The 12,080-nt window shown below is 41.1% G+C and carries 12 protein-coding genes and 2 pseudogenes; 10 read left to right on the top strand and 4 right to left on the bottom strand.

Going from position 1 to position 12,080, the window contains the following annotated elements:
* Positions 1-59: 59 nt before the first annotated feature.
* Positions 60-928: pseudogene (locus N4T56_RS19405) on the top strand (EamA family transporter).
* 103 nt (positions 929-1,031) lie between these two features.
* On the opposite strand, the gene N4T56_RS19400 reads toward N4T56_RS19405, so the two are convergent.
* Positions 1,032-2,072 carry a DUF7450 family protein gene (locus N4T56_RS19400; RefSeq protein ID WP_261734336.1) on the bottom strand — a complete coding sequence of 347 codons (1,041 nt, stop codon included), beginning with the start codon at positions 2,070-2,072 and terminating at the stop codon, positions 1,032-1,034.
* A 218-nt stretch (positions 2,073-2,290) separates the two neighbouring features.
* On the opposite strand from N4T56_RS19400, the gene N4T56_RS19395 reads away from it, so the two are divergent.
* On the top strand, positions 2,291-2,434 hold the full coding sequence (locus tag N4T56_RS19395) for a hypothetical protein (RefSeq protein ID WP_261734335.1): 144 nt from the start codon (positions 2,291-2,293) through the stop codon (positions 2,432-2,434).
* Positions 2,422-2,943, top strand: a complete 522-nt coding sequence (locus N4T56_RS19390; protein ID WP_261734334.1) for a hypothetical protein — start codon at positions 2,422-2,424, stop codon at positions 2,941-2,943. The genes N4T56_RS19395 and N4T56_RS19390 overlap by 13 nt, the downstream gene beginning before the upstream one ends.
* 14 nt (positions 2,944-2,957) lie before the next feature.
* On the opposite strand, the gene N4T56_RS19385 is transcribed toward N4T56_RS19390, so the two are convergent.
* Complete coding sequence (locus N4T56_RS19385; protein ID WP_261734333.1) at positions 2,958-3,503, bottom strand: hypothetical protein; 546 nt, start codon at positions 3,501-3,503, stop codon at positions 2,958-2,960.
* An 89-nt stretch (positions 3,504-3,592) separates the two neighbouring features.
* On the bottom strand, positions 3,593-4,807 hold the full coding sequence (locus N4T56_RS19380; RefSeq protein WP_261734332.1) for a tetratricopeptide repeat protein: 1,215 nt from the start codon (positions 4,805-4,807) through the stop codon (positions 3,593-3,595).
* Between the two features lie 257 nt (positions 4,808-5,064).
* Here N4T56_RS19380 and N4T56_RS19375 point away from each other — a divergent pair, with 257 nt between their 5' ends.
* Positions 5,065-5,397: a DMT family transporter gene (locus N4T56_RS19375; RefSeq protein WP_261734331.1), complete on the top strand. Its 333-nt coding sequence runs from the start codon at positions 5,065-5,067 to the stop codon at positions 5,395-5,397.
* 109 nt (positions 5,398-5,506) lie between these two features.
* Here N4T56_RS19375 and N4T56_RS19370 read toward each other — a convergent pair whose 3' ends face one another.
* Positions 5,507-6,670: an iron-containing alcohol dehydrogenase gene (locus tag N4T56_RS19370; RefSeq protein WP_261734330.1), complete on the bottom strand. Its 1,164-nt coding sequence runs from the start codon at positions 6,668-6,670 to the stop codon at positions 5,507-5,509.
* A gap of 287 nt (positions 6,671-6,957) precedes the next feature.
* Here N4T56_RS19370 and N4T56_RS19365 point away from each other — a divergent pair, with 287 nt between their 5' ends.
* The 6 genes and pseudogenes from N4T56_RS19365 (at position 6,958) to N4T56_RS19340 (ending at position 12,054) form a co-directional block, all read left to right on the top strand.
* Positions 6,958-7,827, top strand: coding sequence for an AraC family transcriptional regulator (locus N4T56_RS19365; RefSeq protein ID WP_261734329.1), 870 nt, complete (start codon positions 6,958-6,960; stop codon positions 7,825-7,827).
* 42 nt (positions 7,828-7,869) lie between these two features.
* A complete protein-coding gene (gene yqfB / locus N4T56_RS19360; protein WP_261734328.1) occupies positions 7,870-8,211 on the top strand; it encodes a N(4)-acetylcytidine aminohydrolase in 342 nt (113 codons plus the stop codon).
* 250 nt (positions 8,212-8,461) lie between these two features.
* Positions 8,462-9,800 (top strand): annotated as a pseudogene (locus tag N4T56_RS19355) (coproporphyrinogen III oxidase family protein).
* 78 nt (positions 9,801-9,878) lie between these two features.
* A complete protein-coding gene (locus N4T56_RS19350) occupies positions 9,879-10,730 on the top strand; it encodes a PfkB family carbohydrate kinase (RefSeq protein ID WP_261734327.1) in 852 nt (283 codons plus the stop codon).
* A gap of 217 nt (positions 10,731-10,947) precedes the next feature.
* Positions 10,948-11,640: an MOSC domain-containing protein gene (locus N4T56_RS19345; protein WP_261734326.1), complete on the top strand. Its 693-nt coding sequence runs from the start codon at positions 10,948-10,950 to the stop codon at positions 11,638-11,640.
* Between the two features lie 54 nt (positions 11,641-11,694).
* Positions 11,695-12,054 (top strand): DUF4870 domain-containing protein, encoded by a 360-nt coding sequence (locus tag N4T56_RS19340; RefSeq protein ID WP_261734325.1) that lies wholly within the window; start codon positions 11,695-11,697, stop codon positions 12,052-12,054.
* The last annotated feature ends 26 nt before the right edge of the window (positions 12,055-12,080 follow it).

Below are 12,080 nucleotides of genomic sequence, written 5' to 3'. Positions count from 1 at the left end.
CGGTTTTCACTTGCTCATGTAGAATGCCGTTATTGTGTTTTTCATGCTTGGGTTTTTTTATGCAAATCAATCGTGTACTTCTTACTGCTGTCGGTAGTGTGTTGTTGGCAATGGTGACGATTCAATCGGGTGCATCTTTAGCTAAACAACTTTTCCCGATTATTGGGCCTGAAGGCACCACGGCTTTGCGTTTAGGTTTTGCCGCAGCTGTTTTGTGGATAGTGTTCCGCCCTTGGCGTGCACTGCCTCAGAGCCGAGAGTGGCAAAGCATTATTATTTATGGTTTGTGCCTGGGTGGGATGAATATCTTATTTTATCTTGCGATTGAGCGTATTCCGTTAGGTATTGCTGTGGCGCTTGAGTTTACCGGCCTCTGGCGGTCGCCTTATTTAGCTCAAAGCGCAAAAGCGATTTGTTTTGGGTGGCATGCGCCATAGCGGGAATTTTATTACTCATGCCAAGTTTGTCGAGTGCTCAAGGGCTTGATATCGCAGGGGCATTGATGGCACTTGGCGCCGGTGCTTGTTGGGCTGGGTATATTTTATTTGGCACTCGTACTGGCAAGCAAGCATCGGGTGGCATAACGGTGGCTTTTGGTATGACGGTCGCGGCGATCGTTTTAGTTCCCGTTGGTGCTGTTACCCAAGGGTTAGCGTTAATTAGCTGGGAAGTATTACCACTTGGGTTGTTGGTGGCGGTATTATCAAGTGCCTTACCCTATTCATTAGAAATGGTTGCGCTGCGTAATATGCCGACTCAAGCGTTTAGTGTACTGATGAGTTTAGAGCCTGCAATCGCCGCCCTCGCGGGGTTTGTTATTTTGAGTGAACAATTATCTTTATTACAGTGGCTCGCTATTGGTTTAGTGATTATTGCGTCAATAGGCAGTAGTTTCACTCCTAAAAAAGCGGTTGAGATGGGGGTGTAGATTTCTGAGCGAGTAAATATTTTTGTATTCTTGTCATTTTCTCCAATAAAAAATAGTCAGTGAGGGGCTCACTGACTATGCATAACACTTTACCAATGTCGGTTTATCGTTGCTTTAATGGTTTTATTTCTGCTCTTTTCATTTCTCTTGGTATTGGCTTACCGGGTTTATTAGGCTTGACTGGAGGTAAGTGTTTTTTACTCGATGGTACACAGAACAGCTTTCGTTGATCATTGACTATCTGATCAGGCGCAAATTGGTTGTTGATTTCTAGATTGTAGTTTCTCACTTTGCTTTGTTTGATTAAGTCATAGCAAACCATATGACGCTTTTCGTCTCGAATTTTATACATCTTGTCATTGTGGATTTTGCTTGACGGGTTACATAACAATACTGGCTTACCCAAAACGGCACGGGTTTTACCAAACTGATCTTCTATCATGATGGTTTCTTCTCGAAGAGCATCTCCTTTCTGCACGCCATAACATTGGAAGTGTTCTCCAGGCATATGGACTGCAACCGGTGCCGCTTCAACAATATCGGCACAGGCAGCGGTAAATACAGAATAGGTTTTCTGGGCTAAATTATTTGTCGACCACGCCCAACGGAAATTATTAGCATTCACATTACTGACTAGCGGAAAGTTCATCGTTCCCCAAGGGGAGGTGCCTCCCGCGACAGAACCAGGCAATAGATAAGGTGATTGGCCATTAGACATGGTATTTGCAATTAATGTATTAATTTGACTCGCATTAGGTCCGCCAGTTTGTGCCCAACCAGACGATGGAATCGAAGATTGGTGTGCTTTAAAGTGGCCTGAGCCGGTATAAATAGTATTGTCACCTTTGAATATGGCAGCCATGCCTTGTGACACCTTACCATCTCCCCATGCAATAACACTGACTGAACAGGTTTCTAGTGATTGGGCTGAGTTGTCGATATCAAACTTGAATGATTCAATTTTTTGCCAATTACTGCCATTGGCACCACGGTAAACCACCGTAGGTGTACTACCATTACCTGGTGAATGTACCACAATGAAATCGTTATCTGCTGTGACGTTAGCGGTTATTGGGGTTGCACAAACCATCGTTGATGCACTCATTAGACACATACTGACGAATGTTTTTTTGAATATACTCATCCTGACCTTCCTTATTCTGGTTAGTAAAATTGTGGATCATGCTTAATGACTTAAGCTGATTTAAAACTACCAGCGGAAATAAAAATGTCAGTAAAGTTAGAGGGTTAAAATGGGGCAGGTTTGGTTTTTACCCAAATTTACCCTAATATTTTGTAGACTATAAAATCGGAAATACATAGCGTCTAAGGTGATGCACTCATTCTAAAAAAGGATATTTTATGAAACACACATTAACGCTACTTACCCTACTAGGTTGTATTAGCAGTGCCTCTGCTCATCAGCTTGCATTTAGTGATTTAACACCTGCAAACACAGCGGTAAAAACAGAAGTCTCGTTTGAACTCAGCGAGTGGATATTATAAAAGAGTATCACTATCGCGCTCAATATTTTGATATTGAAAGATGGATGTTGAGCAAACAACTCGTATTACACAATGATCATGTTGTCGCATCAGATGCTCAGTCAATACAAGTAAAGCAGCTACAACAACCTGATCTTGAGTTAGAGGAATATGGCGGGTTTCATGGGGTAATAGATCCTTTTACCAAACTGCAAGGTAATAATATTGCGACAACTAACCTTAATAGTGTGACCAATCGAGTCAATATCGCCGGACTTGTGGCAGTGTCGATGTGTAATGCATACGCATCAATTAATGCCGCAGATAAAAATAATGGCTTAATGCCAAAGTTCATCAGTCCCAATAGCTTTTTAGTGGGTATTAACCCTGCAACAGCAAATCAAAGTGATTATATGTTGGCTGAGGGAATTAAGTTTAACTGTGTGTCAAAGCGAATGACTAAACCATTACCCAGAGAGCGAGTCAGTGACATTAAACTAACGCAACCAATACTCAAAAAAGGCGGGTAACAGTATCAATCACCTTATAGGCTGTCTAACGATTCGCTTTTGATTACCTGCATGATTTGATTGAGGTGTGATGTGAGTAATTTTCTATCGCTATCCGTTAAATGACACTCAGACAGAATAAAGTGACACGTTTTTACCACATTACGCCAACGTGGATTATTGGGTAACTTTTTTATATGAAGGTACTTATCTAAAGAACGCGTGCGGAGGCGACCTGAGTCGATAGAAATTGTCCAGATTTGGCTTCTATCGGCCAGTTCTACTTTATTGGTTTTAGTGCTCTTTTCCCAAATATTAATGCAATCAAGCATAGTCGTGACCAACAATTCTGCAAACGAGGCTGTTACTTCGCTTGGTGTTTGTGGTGAGGCGTCTGGTTGTTGTTCGTGCTCTTCTTGCTCTGCTGTATCGTCATTAGACAATAAAAATAACTGCTGTTTATGCGATTCAATAATGGTCATTAAATGCTGCCGATCTTTACGCTTGCGATAAATATAAAAACTCACTATAAAACCGACAAGTAAGCTAATACTGGTGATACCCAAAATTAAGTTAAGCAATTTATCAATTTCTTGGCTTTTTTGTTGGTTGATGACTTGCTCTTCAACTAATGCTCTTTGTACGCGTTCATTTTCTATATCACTTTGAATTACTTTAATGTTCTCGCTGTATTTTTTTCAAGCAAAGCCTCATGTAATACTTGATATCGCTTTAAATAGACTAAGGACTCATAAGGACGTCCATTGTCATAATAGAGCTCACTTGCATATTGATAGATACTCATTTTTTGTAATGAGTCATGCTTGGTGTCGCTATAATCCATGGCGTTTTCAATGAATGTGATTGCTTGTGTGACATCTTTTTGGTGATTGGCAATTTGCGCTTTTAAATAGTAAATCACATCATGAAATGAGTGATCTTGACGAGGTAAATATTCCGATAAACTATCAGCAACTGCTTGAGCGGGTGCAAATTCATTTGCATTGATATGGATTGTGGCCAAATTGATTAAAGCAGAAAGCTTGTCGTTACCCGTTAAATTGTCATTATAAGCCGATATTACCTTATCGCTATAAAAGTGCTTCTTGTTGAACTCATTGTTTATATTATATATCTCAGCAAGATTACCGTAGAGGTGCGACATATAGTTAATGGCATTTATGTCTGCATTGTCACTTGTGTGGCGTAAATAATGCTCGAGTGACAGTTCAAAGTAGCGTTGAGACTCGGTATATTTTTCGAGCTTTTTATAGATAAGACCCAGATTACTTAAAGTAATGGCGGTATAAAGATCATTTCCCAAAGCTTCTTTAATAGCCAAACTTTTTTGGTAGTAGCTTAAGGCTTTTGCATAGTGGTTTAAATACTGTTCCGTTAATGCTAAGTCGTTGTAGCTTTTGGCTAACCAAAGGTCTGATTGTGCAGTTTGCGCGATATTGAATGCATTTTCGAATAGGTTTCTGGCTTCGACATAGTCTTTTTTATAGAGTTTTTCTGCTGCACTTTTGCGAAACCAAAGGTATTGGATTTCGGTACTTCGTTTAAACCCAGTACTATTTTTTATGCTAATGAGCTGTTGTTCAGCTGCCGCTGCATCATCTAATTCAAGGTAAAGATCGTATAACGTCAATTGTAATTTAGCGGCAGTAATAGGGTAATTTTCTTTATCTAATGCAGTGAGTTGTTGGCTACAAAAACTGAGGCTAGCTTTGGTAGAGACTTGCTTTATACGAGTGTTACATTGTTCAAGTATAACGTTAGTTTCACTATTTATGTCTTCCGTTACCTCGACATCTGCTGTGGCACTAAGGCAGAAAATACACAGTAAAAACATAGATAAAGAGGTTGTTGAAAATTTCTTCACGTTATCACCAATTCAATACCTAATTTTTGAGGGCTGTTACACAGCGATATTCATTTAACATATTAACAACATAAACAGATAGTGAATGTAAATACAAGCAATCGTCGTGATTGATTGTCTGAGTCGCAAACTATGATGACATAGAGTGAATGGGTGCGGGTTGAGTTTAGTTATCGATGTAGATAAACATTCGCGGGCTGATTTTTTTTCGATTAATCTTTATACTGCTCGCCTGTTTGGCTGGGTAGAAAGTAAAAATGAAAAGTTGGATATTGTTAAGTGTGGCGATTTTAACCGAAGTTGTGGCGACATCTGCGCTTAAAGCCAGTGATGGATTTACTAAAGTTACGCCTTCAATCATGGTTATTGTTGGGTATGTGTTGTCTTTTTACTTTCTTTCTCTTGCATTAAAAGGGATCCCAGTGGGTGTAGCTTATGCCACATGGGCAGGACTAGGGATTGTGTTAATCACCCTGATAGCCTGGGTGTTGTATGGTCAAAAATTAGATTTAGGCGCACTAGTGGGCATGGGATTTATTCTGATTGGTGTGGTAATCATGAATTTATTTTCAAATGTGACGCCGCATTAGTCTTTTAAAGAATAACAACAAAAAGGGCTTAACAATGCATGCATTGTTAAGCCCTTTTTCGTTTCGAGCAACTCGAAGCGAACTTTATGTCGCTTCGATTAAATGCTGACTACCACGCCATATCTAAAATTTTACGACTGGTGGCTAAATCTACTTTGCCGCTTTCAGATAATGCTGTCATGCCGTGGGCTTCTAACGCGTCAACCACTTGAGAGAGTTGCTCTTGAGTTACACCATGCTCACGTAAACGCACTGGTAAACCCACTTGCTTGAAGAAGGCTTCGGTTTTGTCGATAGCCTGGTCTACGCGGCTTGCTTCGTCACCTTCTGTAATATCCCACACGCGTGCAGCATATTGTACGAGTTTGGCGTGTTTTTGCTCTTTTAGCACGCGCCATAGTGATGGCAAGATCACCGCGAGCGTTTGTGCATGGTCAATATCAAATAGGGCAGTTAGCTCGTGGCCAATCATGTGAGTCGACCAATCTAACGGTACACCTGTGCCAATCATGCCGTTTAGGGCAGATGTTGCACTCCACATTAAGTTTGCGCGGGCATCGTAGTTGGTTGGCTCTTCAACTGTGATAGGTTCAACTTCAATTAATGTACGTAAAATACCTTCTGCCATGCGGTCTTGTACACGAGCATCAACAGGGTAAGTGGCATATTGTTCAAGTACATGCACAAATGCATCAACCACACCATTAGCAACCTGAATTTTTGGTAAGCTGAAGGTTAATTCTGGATCTAACATGGCAAATGTTGGGTAAGCACATGGGTGGTTTACTGGGAACTTACCGCCTTGATAACTTACAACGGCAAAGGCATTCATTTCAGAACCCGTAGCCGGCAGGGTAGCAATCACACCGAGTGGAATGACTTTGTCATCAGCCACTGGCACAGGGTTAAACCCGTGCTGTAGCAAACTGGCTGTGTCACCTTCAAACTGAGTAGCAAGGGCGATAAATTTGGTGCCATCCATCACAGAACCACCACCCACAGCTAATAGAAAGTCGATTTTTTCATTACGAGCCACTTCTACAGCTTTTAATAGAGTGTCGTATTTGGGGTTGGCTTCAATACCACCAAATTCAAATACAGTGCGGTTACCTAAAGCGGCTTTGACTTTATCAAGTGTGCCGAAACGTTGTACGCTACCACCACCATAAGTGATTAATACTCTGGCATTGGCTGGTATAAGTTGATCTAACTCTGCAATACGGTTTTTGCCGAAAACAACATGAGTAGGGTTACGATAATTAAAGTTAAGCATAATTGGCGCCTTTTGGTTTAGCGATAAGACAATAAATACGTTGCTGTTAACTCATGTTCTTAAACATCGGGTTTTAAGAATGGTGCAAACAACAACCAAAAATCATGTGTCTATATTAGTCTCTTGAGTCAAAATAAACATACACAGAACTATTGTGTTCATGCTCATTCCTACCTTTTTTGTTTGTAAGAGACCTTTATTTGATAAATATGATGCCTTTTACTACCTTTTTGGTAATATCACTCTCTGTTTGACAGCGATGTTGTAAATTTTATCAAGGTGGTTTTATGAGTGAGATAGCAAGGCTAATGGCACAGTTAGCACCCAAAGAGGGAGTTAATCATACCCACTTGTCTGGGGTGAATGTGTTCCGTGGCTCACAATATGCTTCTCGAGATCCATTGTGCTACTCGCAAGGTGTATTGATCGTTGGCCAGGGTAAAAAGCGTGTTTATATTGAGGATCAAACCTTCGATTATGACCGCCAACATTCTTTAGTGATGACGGTACCGCTGCCGGTTGAATGCGAAACCTTTGCCAGTATTGAAGAACCGGTATTAGTGTTGATGGTGGATATTAATTTAGTGCAGCTAAATTACATCGTTAGGTTAATGGACGAACATCATCAAATTCCAAAAGACTTAAACGAGTCTCGCCAAAGTGGCTTTTTTATTGCCGACAGCACTGAAGACATGGATTGCAGTGTCATCCGCTTATTACAGGCTTTGCAGTCACCTTTAGAGGCTAAAGTAATGGGCGAAGCGTTAGTGCTCGAACTGCTATATCGCTTATTAGACGCGCCAAATGCTGCGCCGTTATATGCTTTGTCGTTAAGCCACACTCGTTTGTCTCGGGTTGAAAAAGCCTTGAGTTATATCCATAAGCATTATGGTGAGTCGGTTGAGGTGGATACGCTAGCGAGTTTAGTTAACATGAGCCCATCGGCATTTCATCGTTGTTTTAAAGAGGTTACAACGTCTTCGCCTATTCAATATTTGAAGAAAATTCGCTTAAATAAAGCCAGAGAGTTACTGCAATTGCAGCGGCTTAAAGTGAAAGAGGTGTCTAGCCAGGTGGGCTATGAAAGCACGGCACAATTTAGCCGTGAATTTAAACGCTACTTTGATCAAAGCCCGGGTGAGTTTGCTCGGTTATAATACGCGTTTACGTTGGGTTATTTCATTGATCAAGGGTTTAATATGTCTGCAATTGCACCAACACAAATAACGTTTTTTGAGTTTTTAACGCCATTAGTGGCGTCGGGGGAAAAGACGATTACCATTCGTGATTTCAACGAAAGTCATTACCAACCAGGTAGCCAAGTGGAGGTCTATACCCTTGAAAGCAATACAAAGGTTTGCGATATTGTTATTTTGGCCATTGAGCCATTAGCCTTTGACGACATCAATGAATTTCATGCCGACCAAGAAAGCTTACCTTTAGATGAACTTAAACACCTTATCCAACAGGTTTACCCTGACCAACAACGTCTATTTATGATCTCTTTTTCGCTTGTTGACGCGAAAGCCGGTTCAAATTAATCCTCTATCAAACAGTGATCTCAAGTGCCATATCTCGTTTTAGACACGCTTCAATACAGCAGTGTCTAAAACATGATCTGCTTAACAAATGATCTCTTCTAACCATGTTAGTTTGCATATCTATTAGTTACTTCACATTTTAGCTACCGCTAAAGTGATACTTTTGCTTTCTGCGTGTGACGTATTTGTATATCTAACATTTTACTGTCAATGGTTTTGCTCTTAGGGCTTCATTCAATTAGGATTTTCTATGTCTTCAATCATTCAATCAGCCAGCCAAGAGTTGATTAAACCTTACCAAGCCAATATTACTGTGCCTAACTGGATGATAAGTTCAATGGAACGGGTGATGCAGTATTATGTCGATAAAAATCTGCGTCTTGACACCATTTCAACAGACCGTATGCCTAAGCCTGTTGAAGGCAAAAAGTATATGTTGTATGCCCACATTCCTTTTTGTCATACCTTGTGCTCGTTTTGTACTTTTCACCGCTTTTTATTTCGTGAAGACAAAGCGCGTGAGTACTTTATTGCACTACGCAAAGAAATGCAGATGGCGAAAGATTTAGGTTATGAATTTGAGTCAATGTACATTGGTGGCGGCACCACCACGGTATTAGAAGATGAACTCGCTCGCACCATTGAACACGCAAAAACATTATTCCCGGGCATTAAAGAGGTGTCTTGTGAGTCAGATCCACAGCATTTAGCCAGCCCTGAGTTTAAACAACTTAAAGGTTTGGTCGACAGAATGTCGATTGGGGTGCAAAGCTTTGATGACGGTATTTTAAAAATGACCGACCGTTTAGATAAGTTTGGTTCTGGACAAGAAACTTTTGACCGCATTATGGCGGCAAAAGAGTTATTCCCGATTATCAACGTTGATTTAATTTTTGGTTTTAAAGGTCAAACCGACGAAATTATCCAATCAGATCTTGATATGGCATCTAAGCTGGATCCGCGCCAAATTACTACTTATCCGTTAATGATTACTCACCAAACTCGTAAAAGCGTTAAAGGCCAACTCGCTGCACCTCATGGTGAAATGGTTAGCCAGTATCGCCAGATTTTGAATAGCTTAACGGGTCAGTATAACCAGCTTTCTGCTTGGGCATTTGGTAAAACCGATAATGAAGGTTTTGATGAGTACGTAATTGATTATGATGAGTACCTAGGTGTGGGGTCGGGTTCATTTAGTTTTTTAAATGATACTTTGTATGTAAATACCTTTTCACTGAAAAAATATCAACAACGTATTGCGCATGAGCCGCATGGCGGTTGAGCAACAGAAAAAATACCAATTAAAAGAAGTCATGCAATATCGTTTCTTACTGGGTATGTTCTCTGGACGTTTATCTCGTCAGTATTTCCGCGATAACTTTAATGTCAATTTAGACACTGCCTTATTTAAAGAAATGGCGTCAATGAAAGCCATGGGCGCGCTCAAAAATGATCCGGTTAACCCTGATGAATTGATTGTGACCGACAACGGAAAAATGTTGGGCCTCTTAATGATGAAAGAGTTTTACTCTGGTATGGACAATGTGCGAGCCCAGCTGCGTCAACCACTTGCTGAGACTGATATGTAATTATGTCGATAGCCGTGTGATCTACGCCGATTTTGTTATACTCAACACTCTTTCGTCGGGGTTATTCTAGGTATCGCTATGGCCAACATTTTACTGCTCGCTAATATCAATTGTGACCGTATTTTACGGTTAGACAAACCATTGCAAACTGGCGGGCGGTTTCATTATCAAGATGGTGGCTTACGTTTAGGCGGTGGTGGCGCCAATACCGGCTTAGGGTTGGTGTGGGCTAAACATAATGTGTCGTTAGTTAGCGAAGTAGGCAGTGACGACATAGGCGATTGGATTTTAGCGAAAGCAAGTACCCTTGGATTAGATTGTCGTTTAGTTCATCGTTTTAGCGGTAACACTTGTGAGATGCTATTGGTGATGACTCCTGATGGCGAACGCACCATTATTCGACCGCAGCGGCCGATATTCGAGTTATCTCATGCTCCTAATTGGCAACAATGGGACGCGTTTTATATCAATTCATCTGCAAATGGTGCCGACATATGTACTCAAGATGCTATCGACAGTAATCCTCATTGCAAAGTGATTGCGCAACTGGCTAAAGATCAGCGTAAGCGTCCTTGCCACGTGTTGATTGCATCGATTACCGATATGCAGGGACGTTGCAACCAAGCGCCGTGGCAGTTTGCCCAATCTATTGCTGGTGATGCATTACAGTATTTTATTGTTACCGATGGTGATAAAGGTGCGATAGCCTACAGCGCTGAAGGCGAACAACATGTTCCCGCGGTAATGGCTGAGGTTGTTGATACTACGGGTGCGGGCGATGCGTATGCTGCAGGTGTCATCCATGGCTTATGCCAAAACATGTCTATTTTTGATGCAATGCATCAGGGGGCGTTATGGGCTTCATTTGCCGTTGCAACCCCAAGCTCTATACCTGGTGACGCGCTTAAAAAGCACCTTACATCAAGTTAATGAAAATCTTTGCAGTTGTCATTTTCATGTCATGTTTGAGCATTATTCTGTACCCGTCTAATCAACTTATACTCATTGCTAAGTGTAAATATGTCTTTGTAATGAGTATTTTGCGGTATTAACTCCCATATTTTTATTGCCTTACTATTCCCCTGTAAGGCTTTTTTTACCTGAAATTTGAGTATATTGATTCTACAGGATCTGTGGGGAAAGCAGGATGAATAAAACGTGGGTTAATCGTATTTCGGGTTTGTATTTAGGTGACCAGGTGCAAATGCACAATGGTGTTGCCAGTGGTATGAATCAAAAACATGCCGCAACACAACTGACGGTGCAGTTTGATCGCGTTGTGGGTAATAGCGAGGCCGATCCAAAGCATCACGGTGGTTTAGATCGAGTATTACATCATTTTCCCCGCGAACATTATGGCCAATACCGCCGGTGGGATTTAATGTCTAGCTTTAAAGATGCACCATCGATGGGTGAAAACATTAGTACTGTCGGTGTGAATGAGTCCCTCGTCAATATTGGTGATATTGTTCAAATCGGTGATGTCACTTTGCAAGTGACCCAACCTCGCTCCCCTTGTTTTAAGCTTAATGTACAATTTGACCAGCCCAAATTTGCGCTGGCTATGCAAGAGAGTCGAATGTGTGGTTGGTTTTATCGGGTATTGTCTGAAGGGGTAATTCGCCCAAGCGATAGCATTTGTTTAATTGAGCGTAAAACGGACATTAGTATTGCTAAGGCGATGCAAATTTACTTTTTACCCGAGTTTGATGCCGAACAGTATCAAACTTTACTTGCCTGTGAAGGCTTAGCACAAAGCTGGGTAGAATCACTGCAACGCCGCTTAGCACAACAAAGTATCGAAGACTGGGCAATGCGTTTGTATGGTAAAGCCAGTTAAAAATACTGTTAGACAATAACGTATACTAAATAACAGCATGATAAGGAAAATCTAATGTCTGAACTGACAGGTGAAGTCAATAAACAAGCAAAAGACATGGGCTTATTGATCCACGCCGCCAGTTTTGCGGGTTATGTGTTTCCGCTTGGAAGCGTTTTAGATCCGCTAATTGTGTGGTTGATGAAACGTGACGAGTTTGAGTTTGCTAATCAGTGCGGTAAAAACTGCCTTAACTTTAAGTTAAGCTTACTGATTTATGCCTTAATCTCAGCTATTTTAATATTGGTTGGCGTCGGGGTGTTATTGCTAGCAGGCTTGGCATTATTAGATATTATCTGCACCATCATGGCCATTGTTAAAGCCAGCGACGGGATAGCCTATCAATATCCGTTGTCGATTAAGTTTTTGAAATAATACCTTAAGGTGATAAAAACAATGCC

This window comes from Shewanella phaeophyticola (genome assembly GCF_025398315.1).
Classification (GTDB): Bacteria; Pseudomonadota; Gammaproteobacteria; order Enterobacterales; family Shewanellaceae; genus Shewanella; species Shewanella phaeophyticola.
Note: the sequence above shows the minus strand (reverse complement) of the source record. Positions and strands in the feature narration are given on the sequence as shown.

Coding starts and splice junctions, on each gene's coding strand:
- N4T56_RS19350 (WP_261734327.1), top strand. CDS start 9,879: ATGGCCAACATTTTACTGCTCGCTAATATCAATTGTGACCGTATTTTA.
- N4T56_RS19370 (WP_261734330.1), bottom strand. CDS start 6,670: ATGCTTAACTTTAATTATCGTAACCCTACTCATGTTGTTTTCGGCAAA.
- N4T56_RS19345 (WP_261734326.1), top strand. CDS start 10,948: ATGAATAAAACGTGGGTTAATCGTATTTCGGGTTTGTATTTAGGTGAC.
- yqfB (WP_261734328.1), top strand. CDS start 7,870: ATGTCTGCAATTGCACCAACACAAATAACGTTTTTTGAGTTTTTAACG.
- N4T56_RS19375 (WP_261734331.1), top strand. CDS start 5,065: ATGAAAAGTTGGATATTGTTAAGTGTGGCGATTTTAACCGAAGTTGTG.
- N4T56_RS19365 (WP_261734329.1), top strand. CDS start 6,958: ATGAGTGAGATAGCAAGGCTAATGGCACAGTTAGCACCCAAAGAGGGA.
- N4T56_RS19395 (WP_261734335.1), top strand. CDS start 2,291: ATGAAACACACATTAACGCTACTTACCCTACTAGGTTGTATTAGCAGT.
- N4T56_RS19340 (WP_261734325.1), top strand. CDS start 11,695: ATGTCTGAACTGACAGGTGAAGTCAATAAACAAGCAAAAGACATGGGC.
- N4T56_RS19400 (WP_261734336.1), bottom strand. CDS start 2,072: ATGAGTATATTCAAAAAAACATTCGTCAGTATGTGTCTAATGAGTGCA.